General features: G+C 49.7%; 20 protein-coding genes and 1 riboswitch. Of the genes, 1 reads left to right on the forward strand and 19 read right to left on the reverse strand.

The features are described from left to right. Nucleotides 1–28 precede the first annotated feature (28 nt). The 15 genes from cbiE to MKY16_RS23265 all read right to left on the reverse strand — a co-directional run bounded on the left by cbiE (nucleotide 29) and on the right by MKY16_RS23265 (nucleotide 15,762). Nucleotides 29–1,285 (reverse strand): precorrin-6y C5,15-methyltransferase (decarboxylating) subunit CbiE, encoded by a 1,257-nt coding sequence (gene cbiE / locus MKY16_RS23195; protein ID WP_340957197.1) that lies wholly within the window; start codon nucleotides 1,283–1,285, stop codon nucleotides 29–31. Beyond that, nucleotides 1,278–2,423, reverse strand: a complete 1,146-nt coding sequence (locus MKY16_RS23200; RefSeq protein WP_318627962.1) for a cobalt-precorrin-5B (C(1))-methyltransferase — start codon at nucleotides 2,421–2,423, stop codon at nucleotides 1,278–1,280. Before MKY16_RS23200 ends, cbiE begins: the two co-directional genes overlap by 8 nt. A 74-nt stretch (nucleotides 2,424–2,497) precedes the next feature. Further along, nucleotides 2,498–3,142, reverse strand: a complete 645-nt coding sequence (locus tag MKY16_RS23205) for a precorrin-8X methylmutase (RefSeq protein ID WP_069012857.1) — start codon at nucleotides 3,140–3,142, stop codon at nucleotides 2,498–2,500. A 167-nt stretch (nucleotides 3,143–3,309) separates the two neighbouring features. After that, a complete protein-coding gene (cobK, locus tag MKY16_RS23210) occupies nucleotides 3,310–4,089 on the reverse strand; it encodes a precorrin-6A reductase (RefSeq protein ID WP_340957198.1) in 780 nt (259 codons plus the stop codon). Then, nucleotides 4,086–5,174, reverse strand: a complete 1,089-nt coding sequence (locus MKY16_RS23215; RefSeq protein WP_340957200.1) for a sirohydrochlorin chelatase — start codon at nucleotides 5,172–5,174, stop codon at nucleotides 4,086–4,088. The genes cobK and MKY16_RS23215 overlap by 4 nt, the downstream gene beginning before the upstream one ends. A 92-nt stretch (nucleotides 5,175–5,266) precedes the next feature. Beyond that, nucleotides 5,267–7,063 carry a precorrin-3B C(17)-methyltransferase gene (gene cobJ, locus MKY16_RS23220; protein WP_340957202.1) on the reverse strand — a complete coding sequence of 599 codons (1,797 nt, stop codon included), beginning with the start codon at nucleotides 7,061–7,063 and terminating at the stop codon, nucleotides 5,267–5,269. 311 nt (nucleotides 7,064–7,374) lie between these two features. Continuing rightward, nucleotides 7,375–7,560, reverse strand: a riboswitch (cobalamin riboswitch). 57 nt (nucleotides 7,561–7,617) lie between these two features. After that, nucleotides 7,618–8,172 (reverse strand): LOG family protein, encoded by a 555-nt coding sequence (locus MKY16_RS23225; RefSeq protein ID WP_318627966.1) that lies wholly within the window; start codon nucleotides 8,170–8,172, stop codon nucleotides 7,618–7,620. A 206-nt stretch (nucleotides 8,173–8,378) separates the two neighbouring features. Beyond that, the gene (locus tag MKY16_RS23230; protein ID WP_340957203.1) at nucleotides 8,379–9,230 is read right to left on the reverse strand and encodes a uroporphyrinogen-III synthase; all 852 of its coding nucleotides are present in this window, start codon (nucleotides 9,228–9,230) and stop codon (nucleotides 8,379–8,381) included. A 101-nt stretch (nucleotides 9,231–9,331) separates the two neighbouring features. Beyond that, the gene (locus MKY16_RS23235; protein WP_340957205.1) at nucleotides 9,332–10,486 is read right to left on the reverse strand and encodes a GerAB/ArcD/ProY family transporter; all 1,155 of its coding nucleotides are present in this window, start codon (nucleotides 10,484–10,486) and stop codon (nucleotides 9,332–9,334) included. 43 nt (nucleotides 10,487–10,529) lie between these two features. Beyond that, entirely contained in the window at nucleotides 10,530–10,754 is a 225-nt protein-coding gene (locus MKY16_RS23240) for a hypothetical protein (RefSeq protein ID WP_340957207.1), read from the reverse strand. Further along, complete coding sequence (locus MKY16_RS23245; protein ID WP_340957210.1) at nucleotides 10,747–11,964, reverse strand: Ger(x)C family spore germination protein; 1,218 nt, start codon at nucleotides 11,962–11,964, stop codon at nucleotides 10,747–10,749. The genes MKY16_RS23240 and MKY16_RS23245 overlap by 8 nt, the downstream gene beginning before the upstream one ends. Beyond that, a complete protein-coding gene (locus tag MKY16_RS23250) occupies nucleotides 11,964–13,589 on the reverse strand; it encodes a spore germination protein (RefSeq protein WP_340957213.1) in 1,626 nt (541 codons plus the stop codon). Before MKY16_RS23250 ends, MKY16_RS23245 begins: the two co-directional genes overlap by 1 nt. A 179-nt stretch (nucleotides 13,590–13,768) precedes the next feature. Beyond that, the gene (locus tag MKY16_RS23255; protein WP_340957216.1) at nucleotides 13,769–14,107 is read right to left on the reverse strand and encodes a hypothetical protein; all 339 of its coding nucleotides are present in this window, start codon (nucleotides 14,105–14,107) and stop codon (nucleotides 13,769–13,771) included. A 14-nt stretch (nucleotides 14,108–14,121) separates the two neighbouring features. After that, on the reverse strand, nucleotides 14,122–14,835 hold the full coding sequence (locus MKY16_RS23260) for a pirin family protein (RefSeq protein WP_069012100.1): 714 nt from the start codon (nucleotides 14,833–14,835) through the stop codon (nucleotides 14,122–14,124). A 69-nt stretch (nucleotides 14,836–14,904) separates the two neighbouring features. Further along, nucleotides 14,905–15,762: a LysR family transcriptional regulator gene (locus tag MKY16_RS23265; protein ID WP_340957219.1), complete on the reverse strand. Its 858-nt coding sequence runs from the start codon at nucleotides 15,760–15,762 to the stop codon at nucleotides 14,905–14,907. Between the two features lie 182 nt (nucleotides 15,763–15,944). On the opposite strand from MKY16_RS23265, the gene MKY16_RS23270 reads away from it, so the two are divergent. Continuing rightward, nucleotides 15,945–16,922, forward strand: coding sequence for a DMT family transporter (locus MKY16_RS23270; protein ID WP_340957221.1), 978 nt, complete (start codon nucleotides 15,945–15,947; stop codon nucleotides 16,920–16,922). A gap of 96 nt (nucleotides 16,923–17,018) precedes the next feature. On the opposite strand, the gene MKY16_RS23275 is transcribed toward MKY16_RS23270, so the two are convergent. From MKY16_RS23275 to MKY16_RS23290, 4 genes are all read right to left on the reverse strand, one after another. Then, nucleotides 17,019–19,007, reverse strand: coding sequence for a methyl-accepting chemotaxis protein (locus MKY16_RS23275; protein ID WP_340957223.1), 1,989 nt, complete (start codon nucleotides 19,005–19,007; stop codon nucleotides 17,019–17,021). Nucleotides 19,008–19,161: 154 nt separating this feature from the next. Next, on the reverse strand, nucleotides 19,162–19,569 hold the full coding sequence (locus MKY16_RS23280) for a DoxX family protein (protein ID WP_069012095.1): 408 nt from the start codon (nucleotides 19,567–19,569) through the stop codon (nucleotides 19,162–19,164). Between the two features lie 118 nt (nucleotides 19,570–19,687). Then, nucleotides 19,688–20,548, reverse strand: a complete 861-nt coding sequence (locus tag MKY16_RS23285; protein ID WP_340957224.1) for a M56 family metallopeptidase — start codon at nucleotides 20,546–20,548, stop codon at nucleotides 19,688–19,690. Between the two features lie 2 nt (nucleotides 20,549–20,550). After that, entirely contained in the window at nucleotides 20,551–20,964 is a 414-nt protein-coding gene (locus MKY16_RS23290; protein WP_013312429.1) for a BlaI/MecI/CopY family transcriptional regulator, read from the reverse strand. Nucleotides 20,965–20,967: the final 3 nt, after the last annotated feature.

Below are 20,967 nucleotides of genomic sequence, written 5' to 3' on the forward strand. Positions count from 1 at the left end.
GTCTCTCTCCCCCTCTTGAATTACCAGCTTACTCCCCTACTACTTCGTCAGCCACGTCCACCGACGGCTGTCCTGTAATCACATATACCGGATTGAGTCCGTCAAAACGAGTCATATTCAAAATCGGCTTGCTGCGCGCTGTTTGCAATAACGTCACCGAAGTTTCGAGACCTGCTGCTTGCATCGCTTTCATACCGTCATGCAGTGTCTCAACCGTTGCAGCATTCACTACAATTCGTCCGTCCTTACGCAGACGGGAAGCACACAGACGAATCAGCTCAGCCAATTCTCCCCCGCTCCCGCCAATAAACACCGCATCCGGGTCTGGCAGATCTTCCAATCCGGCAGGCGCTTTGGCATGAATAACCGGAAAATCGGTGCGAAATTTGATTTTGTTCGCTTCCACATTAGCCAGATCACCTTCGTTCTTCTCAATGGCAAATACTTGCCCATACCTGGCTAGCCGAGCACATTCTACCGCTACAGAGCCAGAGCCTGCGCCGATATCCCATACGATGCTTCGTTCGGTCAATCGCAGCTCGGACAAGCTGAATACGCGTACTTCACGCTTCGTGATCAGCCCTTTTTCCGGCTTGCGCTGGTGAAATTCCGCATCCTCGAAGCCAAATCCCCGCCGAATTGCAGGCACGTTTTCCCCCTTACGGCGGCGCAAAATAACCACATTCAATGGTTGGAACGTTCTCTGCGCCATCTCTTCCAGCGTATAATGCTGATACACCTCATCCGGTCCGCCCAAATGCTCGCCGACAAAAGCATCATATTCCGTCATGCCATAATGCAGCAGATAGGCAGCGACTGCACCGGGATGATTCCGGTCGTCCGTCAACAGCGCGACCTTGTTCTGTCCGTCAATCCGCTGCGCCAGTCCGGTCATCGGGCGACCGTGTACGCTTTCCAGCACCGCATCCTGCCAGCTTTCACCGAGACGCGCAAACGCCAGCTGAACCGAGCTAAGATGCGGCATAATATCCAGATGTTCCGCCCCCAGCTTGGCAGACAAATAACCTGCAATTCCAAAAAAAAGCGGATCGCCGGACGCAAGCACGACAATATCCTTGTCCTCACGCAACCGTCCCAATTCTTCCACCACGGCGGATAAGCCGCTCTTTAATGTTCGTTTTTCCCCTGCGGCTGCCTTGAAAAATCCTAGCTGGCGTTCTCCACCAACCAGCAGGTCCGCACGCTCAATTTGCTCCAATGTTTCCTGCGACAGACCTGCCGCTCCATTTTCACCGATACCAATGACACGGATCACTTTACTCACCGACTCTCGCCCTCCCCAGCACGTTCCCTTTCAGCGTTATCAGTACCATTTCCACAACGATTCCACCACCTGCATGCTCCAGACAATGCTGACATCCATAGGTACACAGCTTTTCAAAAAAGCTCAGCGCATTCGCTTCGGTCATCATATCCGCCACCTGCGTAGCTGTATTCGCCTCTGCCACTGCCGCTGCAAGCGACTCATCCACACCCGCTTCACGCGCGACCTCAGCCAAAAAGCCAAAATCCACCGGAGCGCTCTTGGAGTGAACCATCATGATACCTTGAGCGACCTTGGACAGCTTACCGGGCATACCGACGAGAATAATCTTTTTCATTCCCAGCCGTTTCCCATGCTTTATAGCAAAGCCAACAAAGTCCCCCATCTGAATAAAGGCCTCTTCCGTCAGCTGATCATACATTTGCATGGCGTATTTTTCACTGCTGCCGCCTGTGGTCAGGACTATCTCCTGGCAGTTCATCGCTTGCGCAACTGATATGGCCTGCACGACACTGGCTTTATAAGCAGACGTGGAAAACGGAACGACCACACCACGCGTGCCTAGTATGGAAATACCGCCAAGAATGCCAAGCCGCCCGTTCAGCGTTTTCTTGGCAATTTCTTCACCGTCCGGTACGCTGATGACGACACGGACACCTTTGGCCGATCCGTGCTCCTCAAGCACACCTGTCACAGCCTCCGTAATCATCCGGCGCGGCACCGGATTAATCGCTGCTTCTCCGACAGGCACAGGCAGACCGGGCTTCGTTACCCGCCCCACGCCGATGCCACCGTCCAGTTCAATGCCCGGCTCCTCGCGCCAGCTAACGGACGCGATAATTCTCGCCTGATGCGTGGCATCTGGGTCATCGCCACCGTCCTTGATCGTCGTGCAGGAAGCTTCGTCCGCGTCCAACACAGGCTCAATCAGCTCAAACGCATGATCGAAGCCCGCGGGCAGCGATATCACTGCTTCCTTCGGCGGAATGCCCGTGATGAGCAGTTGTACCGCTCCTTTGGCTACTGCAGCCGCACAAGCTCCTGTCGTAAAGCCTGACCGCATTGGCTTGTCCGGTGCGGGAGCTTCACCGCTTTTCATCCGTTTGGGCTTGTCGGCGGACGCCGCTTCCTTTTCCATGCCAATTCCTCCTTAACCTCTTCTGCTGATCATGTTCCAATTCATTTCATGATACAGCAAACGGACAACCGCATCTAGCGGACAGCCATTAAGGAGATCGCATTCAATGCTGCTACGACAATTGTACTGCCGCCCTTGCGTCCAATATTCGTAATGAACGGAATATCCAGCTTGCGCAGCTCGTCCTTGGATTCTGCCGCCGATACGAAGCCTACGGGCATGCCAATCACCAGTCCGGGCTTGGCCGCTCCTTCTTTCACCAGACGAATCAGCTCCAGCAACGCTGTCGGCGCATTACCAATCGCATAGATACCACCTTCGCTCGCCTGAATCGCTTTGCGCATCGAAATAATGGCGCGTGTCGTATTCAGCCTTTTCGCTTCTTCCATGACGTCAGGGTCAGATATGTACACATGCACATCCCCGCCAAATTGACGGATACGATCCTTACTCAGCCCCGCTTGAATCATCTGCACATCTGCCACTACCTGCTGGCCTGCGCGAATAGCTGCAATCCCGGCTTCAATCGCTTTTGGATGAAACACCATGCTGCGGCCCAGCTCAAAATCAGCAGATGCATGAATGACACGCTGTACAACGGGATATTGCTCTGCTGTAAAAGGATGCTCTCCCAATTCTTCTGTGATCATCTCGAAGCTTTTGCCTTCAATCTCCTGCGGCTGTACCGTTAGCGGTTTAAATTCTGTTTTGAAATCCATGGTAGACCACTCCCTTATGGAAAATTAGAAAATAGTTTAGGAAAATGACAATTCATTGCTACTAAATCATGGATACCTGTAAAAACACCTGTTTTAAGATGACTATATTTTAAATACATGCCAGAAGTCGTTCCTGATGAACTGGACTCGCAGGGGTAAGGCTCAACTCAAATTGAAGTTTTCTCTTTTGCTGTACGCAGTGCGTTGATGACTCCGTCGAAATGATCAAATACTGTGCCAAATTCCACTTCCGGCCTGGAAATCAAAAGTACGTGAATCCCCAGCTCCAATGCAGATTGAACCTTTTCATCCACTGCTCCCGTGCTTCCGCTTTCCTTGGTGACCATCACGGTCGTGCCATAGTGCTTGTACAATGCTTCGTTCATCTCGCGGGAAAAGGGTCCCTGCATGGCAATAATATTTTTTTGCTCCATGCCCAGTTCGCCGCATTTCTCCATATTGTCCAGGCGCGGCAGCATGCGTATAACCAGACGAATCTCCGGGTCTCCGAGTAAATGCTTGGTGAACGTGCCGAGCGTCTTACTGCCCGTCGTAAGCATTACAGAACCTTTGAGTTGCTTCGCTTGTAATGCGGCTTCTTCATAGGAAGACACGATGTGGAGCAACGGATGATTGTCATATACAAGTCCTGTCCGCTCATAGCGAATATAAGGAACCCCGGACTCGCGAGCGGCTGTCATCGCATTCGCATGTGCTTCTTCTGCAAAAGGATGACTGGCATCAACAACCGCCTGTATTCCAAGCTCCCGAATCATTGCAGCCATTTCATCGGCTGTCATTCGGCCTGTGCGTACGTCTAGTCCCGCTTCAGACAAGCTGGCTGCCGCGCTTTCGGTTACGACTGAGGCCAATACGTTGAAGCCATTGTCACGGATTTGCAGCGCCAATTCCCGAGCATCGCTCGTTCCGCATAGCATGAATATCATGAGCCCTTCACCTGCCCGCTTCCATTCACTACAGATGGCGTATGTGAATGCTCGTGATGGTGATTATGGTCATCATGGCTGTGAGCATGGACATGCTCATGAGTGTGATCGTGGCTGTGTGTATGGTGATCATGATGGTCGTGCTCATGTGCATGATGGTGGTGATGTTCATGTTCATGATGATGATCGTGGTCATGGTCATGATCGTGGTCATGATCGTGGTGATGATGGTGGTGATGATGGTGGTGCTCCTGCGCCTCCAGACGGAACTGGCAGTTATCACAATTGGCCGTAACCTTGCCGAACAAACCTTCCTTAGCTCGCTCCAGCACCAGTTCAACCAATTGGGGATGGAAACCAAAATATCCGCCCATCTCCACTTGTAATGCAGGGTGAGCCTCGGCAAATTCCTGGGTCATTTCTCCGATGCGTTTAATCAGCACACCCGTGAACAGAAAATAGGGAAGCACGATAATCTTTTTGGCCCCCAATCGTACACAACGCTCCAATCCATCGGGAAAGGAAGGCTGCGTCACACCGATAAAGCTGCTCTCTACCCATGTATAAGAAAGCTTCTCCCACAGCATACGGGTGATTTTGAAAAAGTCACTGTTCGCATCTGGATCGCTACTTCCGCGTCCTAATACAAGTACCGCCGTTTCCTCGTCAGGTACCTCGACAGATGCCTCGACAGCGCTAATCATCCCCGCTGGAACTGCAACCGGCTGGGCCTCTTTCAAGCGGCTTAGCAGAATGCTGACGATTTTCTCGTGAACACCAATCGGACGTCCGTATACAAATTCCACCTGCGGATATTTCGCCTTTGCCCGGTCAATAGCCATCGGAATATCAATTTTGGCATGTACCGCTGCGAACAAAATAATCGGAATAAGAACGACACGCGTCGCCCCTTTCTCCACACAAGTTTGCATCCCATCAGCAATGCTGGGACGTGCCAGCTCCAAGAAACAGGTTTCCACGCACATATCCGGTACCCGATCTGCCACTGCCTGTGCAAATTCCAGCAGTTCCTGGTTCCCCTCCGGGTCCCGACTTCCATGTCCAACCAACAATATTGCATCCACTGCTGTTGTTTCCTCCTCTTTAATAGGGATAGCCTGCATGACGCCCTATTTTATATATATGCTTGTATCCCGTTCATCAGGCCTTCAGTCCATTAATCACCACAAACCGCATTCACTTCTACCGTTACTGGTGCATCTTCATGCCGGAACCCCGCAACGACACCTACACGCTTAAAAAATTTATGAAAGCGCTCATTCGGATGTCCTTTTTCCTTATATTCAGCGATGACATGCTCCACGATGTCCGTAATCTGATCACCCGGAATTCCTTCCGCTACAGGCTGAGCGGCATGAGCATTGCGGCCGAATTTTTTGCCACCGAGGAAGAGATCGTACCCACCCTTGCGATAGACGATTCCGATATCCTCCAGTACGGCTCCATAGCAGGCCATACCGCATCCGTTCAAAGCAATGCTCGTTTCCTTGGGTGCCTGTAATCCGCCAAGTACAACCTGTAAATGCTCAGCCACAGGCACAGCGTCATCCTTCTCCATATTGCAGAAGTCGCACGCCTTTACCTTAAACACATCGCCAATCGGCATGACAATGAATCGTTCATCCCGCAGCCGCCCGACCAGTTCCTCGGGGTCTGCACACGGCACGCGCAGCACGATCTGATGATCCGGCGTGTATTCCAGCTCGCCATCATCACCCGCTACCTCGGCGAGCAGCGCCATCTGACGAGCGGTGAACTTCTTGTTTCCCACACCCGGGGAAACGCCCACCTCAAATAGCGCAGGCTTGCCAAAGCCGCCTGTCGCCATCCCGGCCGCGGCCCCTGCTCCGGCCACCGCTGACGTTCCGGCGGTGCTCTTGGCGGCAGGCGCTTGCCCGCTCCAGCGAGCGTTGGCTTCGCCAGGCAGCTTACCGCCGATAGCGAGGCGGCTTAGCGCCTCTGCCGCCAGCGATGCCGGGGCTACGCCGGTTTGCACAGCAGTCGTTGCCTGCACGGCAGCCATCGCTTGCGGGCGTGCCTGCGTGGCAACCGCAGCGCCGCTCGCGGAGGGTCCAGCGGGCGTAGTGGGGGCTGCGCCTGCCTGCGGTGTATCCTCTTGCGCGCCCAGCGACCACGGCTCCGCTTCCGTGCGGAGCCGCTGATGTGGCTTGAGCGCCTGCTCGGTCGCATCCAGCGTGTATTTGCGCTGATATCCGCGCGGAGTCACGATCAAACCGTCATACACCGTCGTCGAGGAATTGCCGATGATTACAGTCGTCAGCATCCCGATGTCATGGTTCAGCATATCTTCCAGCGTCGTTACAATAACTTGCTGACGTTCACGATAAGCGCTCTTCACTAGCCCAACCGGAGTTTGCGGATCGCGGTAACGAAGCAAAATGGACTGCGTCTCCACAATCTGGCGGGTACGCCGACCACTGCGCGGGTTGTATAATGCAATCACAAAATCAGCCGAAGCCGCAGCTTCTACACGCTTTACGATCGTTTCCCACGGGGTCAGATGATCACTCAGACTAATCGTGCACGCATCATGCATCACTGGCGCCCCCAACAGTGAAGCACAGGACTGAATAGCCGAGATCCCCGGTACGACTTCTACCTCAACCCCGCCCTCGCGTCGCCAGCCTTTTTGCATCAGCACTTCGTACACCAGCCCTGCCATACCATAGACTCCTGCATCTCCACTGGAAATGACAGCTACCTTCTTGCCCATCTCTGCTTGGCGAACCGCCTCCTGCGCACGGCTCACTTCCTCTGTCATCCCTGTGCGTACAATCTCCTGTCCGTTCAACAACGGACGGATCAAATCAACGTAGGTATTGTAGCCGATAATGACCTCACTTTCGGCCAGCGCATCCAGCGCCCGTTTTGTGATATGTTCCATATCTCCTGGTCCAAATCCAATCACCAGCAATTTTCCTAATGGGCTCATCGTGCTCCTCCTATTCATCCTTTTCAGGGCAGCTATGCTATCTATTCCAATGATTTTTGGACATCCTGTAACTCAAAAAAGCCCCATCCTACCCGGATGGGGTTTCTATGTACGTATCTCTCATCAGACGAACAAACAGCGTAAGAAGACACGATTTGTCTTCCTCCAGCCTGCCGTTGTTTTCCATCTGTCTGTTTACGCTTCAAACGCTGCTGCACGTTCATATCCACGCAAACCTCTAGCCAACATGGAAAAAGCAACGTGTGCCTGATTTCCTGATTTCGTACACCCATCCTCTCCGCGAAGGTTAACGGTGCATACAGATCAAGGTAGGTCTCCTGGCTTGGCATCAACGGATTCTTTCGTCTTCCCCGTTTTTCACGAGTGACCAATTAAAAAAATCCTCTTCCTTACAGTGGCGGGACCGCTCGGGATTTGCACCCGATTCCCTGTTACCCTTTGCTCAACCGCAAAGGCACCTTGTCTGTCCGCTATTTGATTATGGGTCTTATCATAACCTTGCCTCAATCAGTTGTGCAAGCACGAAAAACGCTTTATTTTAAGTTCTCTGCTTTCTTTTTTAACATATGTAGCAATTCGTCCGGGTCCGCAGAGATACTCAGTAGCGCTGGATGATCAGCTCCGGTAAACCCTTCCTGAACGCTATGACGTACCATTTCTATCAACGGGTCAAAATATCCATTTACATTCAGCAGCCCAATAGGCTTGCGATGAATGCCAATTTGCGCCCAGCACAATACCTCGAACAGCTCCTCAAAGGTTCCCAAACCACCCGGAAGGGCAATAAAAGCATCGGCCATCTCGCTCATTGCCGCTTTACGCTCATGCATGCTTGCTACCTCAATAAACTCGGTAACTCCCCGATGTACGATCTCTGCATCGAATAACAGGGTGGGCATAATACCGGTGACCTGACCGTCACCCGCCAGCAGTCCATCCGCCACCTCTCCCATCAACCCCCTGCTAGAGCCACCATAGATCAGACGGATATGATGGCGAGCCATGGCTTCCCCCAGCTTGCCTGCCGCCTCAACATATACCGATGAATGTCCAGGTCTGGACCCGGCAAATACGCAAATAGAATTCATTAACGTCTCAGCTCCTGTCCTCAAGTATCATGCATCGAAACTTATTCATTATATTAGACAAATATTTTCGCTATAACAAAAAACTTTATCGATGCATGTCCAACAAAAAAAGATAAAGACCTCGTAGGCCCTTATCTTTATTTTACTCTGGATTAGTAAATATAAGTTCATTTTCTGCTTACAGCACTATCATTTTATAACTCATTTCAATGACCATTCACGATCTTCAGACCACAGCCATGCACCGAATCGTTATGTTCAAAATATTTGCCCAGCTCCACCATCATCGCGCCCATGCGTTCTTCGGTTGGAAACACGACTCGATCAATCCCTTCTTCCACAATGGACTGTGCAGTCACCTTCCCTACGGATACAGCAATCACATCCTCACGGAAAGCTTCCAGTAAATCCTCGATTCGATTTTGCTCTCTCGCATATTGAGCTAAAAATCGAATTTGCGGACCACTCGTGAACGTAACGGCATCAACGTTACGCTGGATAACATCTTCCAGTAACGCCTGCAATTTTGCTTCCTCAGGTGGAATATGCTTATAAGGGAGTACCTGGCGGGTCACTGCCCCCTGCTCGTCCAGCCATTTTACCAACCGTGGGGCTGGATCGCCATGCAGTTGCAACAGCACTTCCTTCCCCTTCAGATCGTATGGGGCGAAAGCTCCTGTCAATCCGATCAAACTTCCGTCCTCGTCTCGTACTGCTGGCGTAAAGCCACGCTTTTTGAGTCCATTGACCGTCTTGTAGCCCCGCGCTGCAATGTTGGAGGATTGCAGCAACTCTATAATCTGCTCAGCCACGCCCATATCCTCTGCCATATCGAACAGGGCATCCAGCCCCATGCCTGTCGTGAAGATGTACCAGTCCGGAGGGTTCTTTACCCACGATACAACAGCGTTGCGCAGCTCGATATCATCTAGAAAAACAGTGCCCTGGGCCGGACGATGTACTGGCTCCCCTCCCATCTTCACAACTAGCAGCGCCATTTCGTCTGCTTTACGGGGACCAGCAAGAGCGACTCTCTTACCTGCCATGCGTTGTGCCATTCTGTTTCCTCCCTAGTAGAAGTCGTATTTCTTTCTACCAAGTATACAATCAGAGGGGTAAAAGACAAATAAGAATTACTTTTTCGATAAATACAGGAATCTTATAAGTGGGTGTGTCCTGTTCTGTCTCCCTGCCGGCTTTCTAGCTGACTACTGCTATCCCGCTCTCCGTTAGATGCCTTATCATCTCCGCCTTTCCCTTTAGATTTGGGTCGGAGCAACATCCATAGTACCAAGGGCATAAGTACAAAAAAAATGATCATCACCGCGGTCCACTCCCGGCTGAAATCAAAAACTTGCACGATGTTGGAGAACAGCATAAACGAACAGACATAACCTAACAAACCTACGGGCCAAACCATCAGACTTCCCCAGGCTTGGGCAAACATACGCTTTACTGCCAAACTGGTAACATACAGATCAACTCCAATCTTCGTAAGAAAGGTCGGTACGGTCAGTGCCGCCACGAACAAGTCGAACCGATCTAGAAAGTCCGTCAGCTGCAATTGACGCACTAATTCATATGATGGATAAAACAGCCGTGAAAAGATAGGAACACCAATAACCAACTCCGACAGCAACACCAGCATGGTCAGGAATGCGGTTCCGAGCAAATGCCCATACCACGCACTACGCCCATTATAGCTCTTCCCAGAAATCACAAAGGGAACCATCAGGATATCAGCCATATATCCCAGCATGCGCCAGCTGCCCTTAATCACTCCCTCTACTTCTGGATGTAAGTAGGGTCTCAGCATCGAAAAATCCATATTACGCCCAAAAAAAAGCGGCATGGTCAACAGCGTCACAATCAACATCGGCAAAAAAATCTCGGTCATATTCACGATGGTGCTTATTCCGCCTTTAGCCATAAATACCAGAGTCAACAGCACAATAAGAGAAGTGACCACAATCGGAGTCAGTGGCAAAAGCACCACTTCCACCAGATCCGTAATAATCCTCAAATCCCGCGCAAAGATGATCAGGAATAAAATAAGGTAGAATGCAAGCAGCACACGGCCCAGCACAGGGTGAGAGCTCACCATCGCCTGCATCAGATCCTGATCAGGGAACCGGCGTTTGAGTTTCAACATCGCCCAGATCGGCAAGCATAGCACGATAGCCGCAATTATACAGGTCCAGTAAGCATGCTGATTCGCGTGATCCGCTGCCTGCGCCGGAGCATGTATAAGGGTAATACCGACCTCCATCAATACACCAAGCAGCACAATTTGTCTGGTTGTGAACTGTTTCATGCAGGTACATCCTCCTTTTGCCCGCAGGCATCCATTACACGATTTACAACGTAGAGGGGAGCCACATGTCAATGAAAGTGGTAAGCCATGTAGCCACATAAACGGTGCTCTTCGTTGATGTTCCGTAAATCCAGATACCAATGCTAATAACATACAGTACGCGGGAGACCCAGCGATTGATGGCTGGTGCATTGTGAATATTTTTACGGTCCATCAGATACATGAAGAGTATAACCAGCACCAAAGGTAACAGAAATACTTTATTCATTCTGGATTTGCTCCTTTTTGACCCCGAATGGTTTGGTGACCGCACCGATATTCTCAATATGCACGACCGGATTTATGGTGACCTTCACCTTGGGATACAGTTGTTCCCATTGGGGTTTGATCCGTTTCCATTCATCCGGTTGACTCGTAATAATAGCCCGGCCCAAACCAAGTACGTCTGAACGATACTTTTGCTGAATCACCTGAACAGCCTCTCCCAGCTCCCTCTTGATTTCCTCAGCTGTCTGCTGCTCCAGCCACTTCAAATTTTCCTCGTTGGAAATATCGAAGCTCGTCTCATTTTCCTTCACATTCCCATTGCAGTTCATATGAATGGTCATTCGAATCTCATCCCCTTGAATATGGGGCTTAATTTGGACTTTATTTTCGATGAGGTGTACAGATATGTAACCTCTACCTTTGGGAGGGGGAATAAATATTTCTGTCTCCTTGGCTTGCTCCATACCCAAAAGCAGAAACCGACTGAGGTGGTTATCAATAATTCCTGTTAACCTGTCTTTGCGAAACACAGCCAGTCCATCGACCTGAATATTCGTTTTCTTGTCTTTAAGGTTAGGGGGCCCATTCTTCACCAGAGACATTACTGGTACCACCGGGTCAACGCCTTCCAGCAGGACGGAATTCATCAACAGCTTAACGGAACGAGGTTTTTTCATATAGGAAATATTGAGCTCACGCACCATTTCTGCTGGATATTGCTCTATCGGAGCATCTGCCTGAAGCAATTCCATCGTTGAACCCTTCGTAATAACAACCAGGGACGACAGACGGTTCTGCGGAACACGTGCCAGTACATCCATCATTTTGCTAATCCCTTCTCGTGCCAGCGCCTCGCCGAACAGCAGCACCCGCCGATGGGAGTAATTGAGTGTTCGCGAAACTCCGCGCTGTTCCTCGGTACTTGCTCCTCGAAAGCTTGGGCCTATTTTGGACTCCAGGTAGTACGATTTCGTACCACTGGTACCTCCCCCTCCTCCTGTACTGCCCGAAGATCCGAGTTGTCCGGGTAGAGCGATTTGCATCGTTACCCGGTATTGATCGCCTTCCTTGTCCAGCCCGGTACCCATCACGAAGGCCACATCATTCACTTCACGGCGATCCCAGCATCCTCCCAAGAGAACAGAGCATAGCAGCAGACAACAGAGCACAGCGACTTTACGTATTTGTTGTGTATTCGATTTGGGCTTCATCACCATCCCTCCTCGCTTTTGGGCGTTCCATTCATCTTTTCCTTCGCTCGTTTGTTGTTGTCTTTACCAATCCAGGAAGGACGTTTAGTCATTTTCCACCAAGGCGCGCGGACGACGATATCCTTTTGATCCATATGGTTGTACGGGCTATATCCACTCATATAAGGGACACCAAACGAGGTTAGCTTGGTTAGATGCGTAGCAATCAGCGTTGTCGCAATAATGATCCCAAACAATCCGAATAAACCCGCCATCAGCATGATGGGAAATCGCAGCAGACGAACCGTGATGGCAAAGTTAAAACGCGGTATGGTAAACGACGCAATACCTGTGAGCGACACAACAATGACTATGGGTGCCGATACAATCCCTGCCTGTACTGCGGCCTGCCCAATAACGAGTGCGCCAAGGATACTGACAGCCTGACCGACCGTTTTGGGGAGACGAATCCCTGCTTCACGTAATGCCTCAAAAGAAATTTCCATCATTAACGCTTCCACCAGTGCTGGAAAAGGGATGGATTCACGAGCCGCTGCAATACTCAATATAAGTGTCGTCGGCAGCATATCATGATGATAGGTCGTAACCGCTACATATAATGCGGGCAGAAAGAGAGCCATGATGAGAAAAAGGAAACGAATCCAGCGCACCATATTACTGATGAAAAAACGTTCGTAATAGTCCTCGCTTGCTTGCATCATCTGCCACATCGTGACCGGCCCAATCAGGGCAAAAGGCGTCCCGTCCACAAAAATGGCAAAACGTCCTTCCAGTAATTGTGCGGTGACGGTATCCGGGCGTTCAGTATATTCCATTTGCGGAAACGGCGAAAATGGATGATCCTCAATCAGTTCCTCAATATATCCAGTCTCCAGAACACCATCAATTTCAATATCGCTGAGGCGCCTTTTAACATCCTCCACCAGTTTGGGATCTATGATCCCTTCAATATAGGTAAGGACGACGCTCGTTTGAGTTTCTGTTCCGATGGTCATGCTGTACATCTTGAGCTTGGAGGTCTTCAACTTGAAACGCAACAGTGCCGTATTGACGCGAAGGGTCTCAGTGAAGCCCTCACGCGGCCCGCGAATAACTGCTTCCGTCTGGGGTTCCTCCACGCCACGGCGGACACCACCCTTGGCGCTAAAAATATAAGCACGAGGCGTACCCTCTACGAACAAGGCGGCATTGCCGTCCAGTATCGCTGCCGCTACCATCTTCCATTCGTCCATCGTTTTGGTCTGGGACATCGAGATACGAGTTTCATCCAGCGGCTCCAATTTGCCGTTCACTTCAGGGTCCTTGAGCATCATGCCCAGAATGACAGGCCGCAGGATATGATCCTGCAAATCCTCTGATTTTACCGTACCTTCAAAATAAGCCAACAACCCTTTGCGTTCAGGGGAAATCATGAGCTCTCGGTAGACGATATCAGAGCAATCCTTGAAAATGTCACGCAAAGCAATCAAATTGTCTTCCACATTGCTACGCAGCGGCTGTTCCAGCCACGAAGACTCAGGCAGTCCTTTAGGCACACTAGAATTTCGTGTCTTACGGTCTGCGGCTGGAATCGCTCTCCGACTCCACGGTAGCTTCGGCAACTTGGGAAAGCGCCCTTTCTTCATCGTTATTCCCCCTTTACGAATGAGCCGAACAGATAATATGACCTATAGGATGTACCAGCCTGCAAAGGATTATGTATCCAATGAACTCAACAAGTTGAACGGATAACAAAAAGACCCTGCAATGATGCAGGGCCTTCGAAAATCCATTATATATCTGACAATTTATGATAAAGGAATGATTAATCTCCCCAATACTCCTCGGGATGGTATTCAATCTCAGAACCAGCTTTGAACCTAAGCTCATCTGTCTGATCATGATATTCCATGCTTTCCGGAGTGACGTAATACCAATGCTTCACCACAGATCCATCATCTACCGGCGTTACAAAACGAAATACGTTCAACTCCCCGCTATAACGCACAATCGCCTCCGCCGTCTCACGCGGCAGCCCTTGAAGCGTGAAGCGAAACACGCCGTCCACCGATTCCAAATGGCAATCGAAAACCTGCTTGCGGCTGTCGGCAAAGCTACGTCCCGTGACGGCATGCTTGATCAGCCATGTTTCCTGCTGCGCCATATGCGCACCTCCTTTTAGGGCAAATCAATCAACATATAAAAAGCAGACTCCTCTGCTTCCAGTGCTAGCTTCGGCTCCTGCTCAATACGAGCTGAATCGCGCCCTTGCAGAATATGTTCACCGTTCACACGCAGTGAGCCTTCAATGACGAACAGGAACACGCGCCGCCCCTCGGCCTGTGTGAATTCTACTTGTTCTCCAGGCTGAAGCTTGCTTAAATAAATCGTTAAATCCTGGTTAATTGCAGCTATTTCACCCTCTGTGCCTGGTACACGCTTTCCGGCAACGACAGGCAGAAGCTGACCGTGCAAACGCTCAGGATTGAACGCTGTAGCCTCATATGACGGTTTCAGTCCTCTCGTATGCGGGCTAAACCACAATTGCAGCAGACTGACATCCTCCGTTTGTGATGCGTTGTGCTCCGTATGAATGATGCCGTGGCCCGCTGACATTCGCTGAATGCCTCCAAAACGGGTCACTGCTACATGTCCACGGTTGTCTTCATGACGCAGTTCCCCATACAGCACAATCGAAACAATCTCCATATCACTGTGCGGATGCGCCCCAAAGCCCCGTCCCGGTGTGATGACATCGTCATTACAGACACGCATAGGACCAAACGCTGTATTGTTCTCATCCTGATACTCCGCGAATGAAAAGCTGTGACTCCCCCGCAGCCAGCCCTTATCGAAGCTGAATCGGGAAGCCGCCGGATATATTGTAAACATAATAGCCCTCCTTCAGGAAGAAAAATGAGATCAAATCCCTCTCATTGTACCCGAGCCCAATCGATAAAGCTATGCCTCTGTCTGAGTGATAATCTCATCTATAAAAGACTGCAAGGTACTGGTAACAAAGGCTTCCTTACGTCGGATAAACACCGTTGTTACTTCATTGTACGGCTCAGGCATTGCATGACTGCACACAAGGCCTTGAGACACCAGCCCGCTGATCGAAGATTCGGGAAATACGGTCATTCCTATACCAGCCGCCACACTGCCGATAATCGTCTCAAATGTCCCAAACTCCATAATCTGTTTGGGAATAATCCCTTCCATTTTAAGCCAGGTTTCCAGCCGTCCCCGGTAGCCGCAGCCTCTTTTATATAAGAGAAGCGGACGGGTCGTGAGATCCTCAACGGAAAAATCATCTCCTTGGGATACAAGGACCAGCTTTTCCTGAAATACATCAAACTGTTCAATGAGCGGATGCTTGACCGGCCCGGTCACAAAAGCTCCATCCAGCCGCATTTCTGCAACCTCCTGCACCAGAGACTCTGTAACCCCAGCCTTGAGAGACAACTCGACATCTGGGTACTTGCTATAGTAAGCATGTAAAATGGCCGGAAGGGCAATGACAGTCTCCACAATGCCAATCTCCAGTACCCCCGAAGGTGCAGAGGTATTCTGAAACGCATGTTTCATTTCCTCAAATTGCGATAAAATGCTTTTCGTATATTGCAGCAGACGCTTGCCCTCGGCATTGAGGATCATCCCCCGCTTATGTCTATTAAATAAAGGCGTTTGCAGTTCCTTTTCGAGCAGCTTGATTCTGGCCGTTACATTGGACTGGACATAGCTAAGCTCGGCTGCAGCCTTGCTGACACTGCCATGCGCAGCCACCGTCTGGAAAATGTTTAAATCGTTCAGATCCACTACTGCTCCTCCTTATTGTGAAAGGCAAGGGGCCATCAAAATTGACGCGCCTTGTCACTTATTATCATTTTAAATGATCATAATGTTTATTTTCAATCATTTTACCAACAGCTTCCCATCCTTTATGATGTTGTCCATAAGATATGTCCGCTGAGACCGGCAAGGAGGAGCTTTTGCACACCATGAACAGACAAATCATGACCGGATCTTTATTATGCCTAATCGCCAGTATGTCCTGGGGGGCGATGTTTCCGGTTTCGCACATTGCATTACAACACATCAATCCACTGTACTTTTCATTTTTGCGCTATTTATCGGTTACACTCATTTTAGTCGTACTATTGTGGCTCAAAGAGGGAAGGACTGCATTTCGCTTTGAGGGCAAGGGCAAGACGTTGTTATTCTTCGGGACCATGGGATTCACCATTTATAATATGGCCGTTTTCCAGGGACAGCACGCGATGGGGGCAGCAGGCACTCTGGTTGCCTCTATAATGGAAGTGCTAATGCCGATGATTTCTATTGCGATGGTGTGGGTCATGACCCGTAAAATGCCTCCGAGATATACACTAATCAGCATGGTGATTGCGCTGGCCGGGGCTTTACTGGTGATCACGAACGGAAAATGGACCTTTTTCACACTTGCCGGACAACATTTGCTACCGCTGCTGCTTATTTTCGTAGGCGTCGTCGGATGGGTCGTATATTCCATGGGAGGCAGCCATTTTGCAGGATGGTCTACTCTTCGGTATTCAACCCTAACCTGCCTGCTCGGAACTCTCGTCTCCTTCGTAGTCGTCACATTTGCCTCTGCTTTCAACTGGATTGTGGTGCCGGACTGGCAGGCTGTGTGGTCAGTTAAATACGAAATGAGCTTTATGATCCTGCTTCCAGGGTTAGCGGCCCTACTTAGCTGGAATGCCGGAATCCGAAAGCTATCTCCACTGAACGGAATTCTATTTATTAACTTTGTACCGATTACCACGCTGGGACTCATGTACTTCCAAGGTTATGCCATTAGCCGTTTTGAACTATATGGGACAGTGTTAGTCATTTTCGCACTGATTCTGAACAATATGTTTCAGAGAAGTTCGCTGCGTCCTTCCGACTCACGGGATGTCCGTTTCCGTCTGGACCGCCGCAAGTCCTTCCAACGTTAACTTCTAACTCTGCAAACCAAAAATCATGCTAAAAACATTAAAAAAGCGCCTGGATACAGAGTACAATCTCCTGTATCCCGGCGCTTTTTATTATTTTTATGACTTTCCTTCAACCTGGAAACGTCCAACCAGTTGGCGCAATTCCTCTGCCATTTGGCTCAGATCCGCTGTAGATGAAGCAATTTCCTCGATAGAAGCGAGCTGTTGCTCAGCTGCCGCTGAGATCGACTCGGTGTTGCTCGCTGCCTCGTCCGAAATGTGGGCAATATCGCTCATAATATCTACGACACCTACCGTCCCCCGTGCCATTTCCTGAGTCACTCCGGTAATGTCATTGATATGCCCCATAGCTCGTTCCACGGCCTGGCTGATTTCCGCAAAGGATTGCTCAGACGTGGTTACCGAATCAATGCCTTCTGTCACCCGTGTCCGCGCTCGATGCATAGCGTCCAGAGCATGATTCATATCCACCTGCATCGCTTCAATGCGCTCCGAGATCAAGGTAGCCGACTTCGCTGATTCCTCAGCCAGCTTACGCACCTCCGTAGCAACCACGGCAAATCCTTTGCCATGATCTCCGGCACGTGCGGCCTCAATGGACGCATTCAGTGCCAACAGATTGGTCTGTTTGGCGATACCCGATATAACGCTGATAATATTCACGATTTCACTGGAGCGCTCATTGAGGGAGTCCATAGCCTGTCCGAGATCGTTAACGGTCTCGTCGATGTCATGCATCTTCTGGACAGCCTGCGTAGCAGCCTTGCTGCCTTCCTGAGCTGACTCGGCGTTCATTTTTACATGTTCAGATACGCCCACCATACGCTCGGATACGTTCGCTGCTTGCTGAGCAAGCTCCTCCATATTTACAGAGCCGTGCTTAACGCTCTGCACCTGACGTTCGCTGCCCACAGCCACTTCCTGGATAGCAATGGTGACATGCTCAATCGCTTGAGTTGTCTGATCTGCACCCGCAGCCAGTTCCTCCGCTGAAGAACTTACCCGATCTGTCGTTTCGTGTACGCTTCGAATCATCGTGCGCAAACTGTCGACCATGGTTTGGAAGTGAGCAGACAATTCGCCTACCTCATCCGTTTTTCCAGTTTCCAAATCGCCCGTCAAATCTCCTTCACTGATTCGTTCTGCTGATTTTTGCAGCTTACGAATCGGTACCAAAACAGAGCGGGTAATCAGGAAAATCGCGATAAGCGCAATCACCAGTGAGGCAGCCAGCACGAAAATGGTTACATAACGCATGGCAGCGGTGGCATCGCTAATCTCGGATTGATAGAAGGTGCCTGCAATTTTCCAGCCGGTATCCGTATTCGTTACATAGGTCAAATATTTCTCGCGACCTTCATGCATATAGTTGAAGTTCCCGCTCGGCGCAGTATACAACGTATCAAGCGAATTCTCCTGAGGAGATGAGCCCGCTTTAGCCGTAGGATGGACTACGAACTTCTTCGTATGATCCAAAATGATGATATACCCCTCCTGGCCCACTTTGATGGAGGCCAGTTTACGTACACTTTCCAGATTTAGAGAAATCCCGATAACCCCGGACTTGTCGGAAAGCGTCTGAGATACTACGACAACAGGAATACCCGATGAATTGATGATAACAGGCGTAATTGCAACCTTACCGGGCTGCTTCATCGCTTCGATGTACCATGGGCGTGTGCGAGGATCAAATGTCCCTTCATCCTCCTTGGGCACCCCCCGAATCATCAGCCCCTCCGGTGTTCCAACAAAAATATCCGTGGCATCTTCATGCAAACCCTTGTATTGGATCAGCTTCGGCTGAATCAAAGGGCTGTTTCGACCATCTATCATCAAGCCGTCCAGACGCTCCGCCAAATAACTCGCATCTTTAATTTTACTGGCGATTGCGTATTCAATAATTGAGTTAGCTGTCGCTACCCCCTGATTCGCACTGCCGTGGAGCTGTTTTTCCATAGCATTATATGATGATTTATAGGTCGCAATGGAAATACTTAAGCTCGGAATCAGCAAAACAAGTAAAAAGCCCAAACTTAGCTTGTTCCTGAGTGTCCATATCGTTTTTCTCTTTCGCGTTGTTCCCATGTTTTTTCCCCTTTGCTCATAAAACGATATATTTGAATTACATTCCGTGTTAGTTATATCGGTTGAAAGTAGCAAATGATTTACAATAAAATTTCACAAAGGAGAAAAACAAAAAACGCGCCCTATAAGACTAAGGGCGCGGTTATATGAATATTTAGACCTGTACGTTACTGTTTTCAACCTTTTTACGGCCAAATAACTGATCCACTGCCAGAAAGCGTCCACCGACAAGCGCTTGCTGAAGGCTGGTGAACAGAATCAGCAGATCAAATTCAATCGAGCCAAAAGGCTGTCCTTTTTTAGCAGTGAGCAATACACCGATCATAACGATGGTCAATGCCGCTCCAGCCAATCGTGTTCCGATACCCAGAACCAGTGCAATTCCTCCAACCAGCTCAACCGTGGCGACTACAGGAGCCATCCAACCAGGGAGTCCGATACTTTGGAAGAAACCGGAGGTTCCGTCTAGTCCCTGAAACTTTTGTGCACCGTGAACGATAAAAATAACCCCTGTAAAAATCCGTACCAACAATAATCCAATATTCATAAGCGTTTGATTCATTTGCTCATCTCCTTTTAAATTGTATAAAAACCCCGCAATAAACTACACAATGTAGTGTATTACACATTGAGAATCGGTAGCGCAAAAAGCGCCACCTGTAGGAAACATCTTGCCAAACTTAGATTAGCGCCAGTGCAAACATAAGTGTCAGCATCACTAGCACATAGCTGGAAAACATAATCGAACGCCAAGGCATCCGAATGACAGGTTCTTGCTGAGGGTCTAAAATACGTGAGATACGATAGTTAATGGACGTTTCTGCAAACGAGGAACAAGTGGCGGAGTTTACCAGGCGAGTATTGGCAGGCGTCATACTCAGAAGCTTGAGCAATGCGCTCCCAATCCCAACTGGTGAACCCGCTCGATGAATCGCTTCGTTATCAGCCAAAATTTCACGGGCCGTCTTATAATGATGGGTAATGTGACGTAGCACCGGCAAGTAAAACAGCTGTTTAGCACATACTTGCAGCAACCAGGTCTTCAACGGATCATAATGTTTCATATGATAGGCTTCATGGTATATGACAGCTTCTTCTTCGTGTTTGTCCAGTACAGACAATAGTGCAGAGGACAATACAATACGTGGCTTCCATAATCCCATGGTGAAGGCGGCTGGCTTGGCATAATCAATGACCCATATCCGATCGGTCCCGAGTTCACCATATCGCTCACCCAGTGCTTCGGTCAGCGGCAGGTCACGCATTCGGTGCAGTCTGCGAAAAGCTGCCCTAGTAGCCATACACTGTCTGACTGCTTCTCCTCCGGCGATAGCGAAGGTAACGAAAACCAGCCCGCTGAGCGCATCCACCATGTAGCCGATTCCGTAATGCTGTAACAAACTTCTGCAAATTTGAAACACGTTATAATTCAATTTCCAGCCGAAAACATGCTGCCCGGCGTACATACCCATCTGTATAAGGGCGAAACCCGAAATCAAGGCGCCTGCTGTAAACAGTAATTTAGAACGTGTTTTCCACATCGCTACATATCCTTTTTCCATTGTTTAATTTTTTGTTCCAGACGTTCGATCAACTTCGGATCGGCCACCTCCAGAGCATCAATCATATGATTGACAGCAAGCGGACCAAACTCGTCCACCAATTCGTGACTCAGTCCCTTGGATTGCTCATCCATGAATTCTTCCCTGCTTAAAACTGGACGATATAAAGACGTTCTCCCACGTATACTCTTACTCAGTATTCCCTTTTCCACTAAACGGTTCATCACGGTCATTACCGTATTGAAGTTAAAGTCCCGATCCCCCTCCAACGCGGTCTGCACTTCTTTGATACTCCGATCCGAAGTGGACCATAAAATATCCATAATTTTGGCTTCCAGAGGTCCGAAAAATCGGTTAAGCCCGGTTTCGCCAGCTTTAAAATTCAGTCGTTTCATAAG

Source organism: Paenibacillus sp. FSL L8-0641 (assembly GCF_038006265.1).
Taxonomy (GTDB): Bacteria; Bacillota; Bacilli; order Paenibacillales; family Paenibacillaceae; genus Paenibacillus; species Paenibacillus polymyxa_D.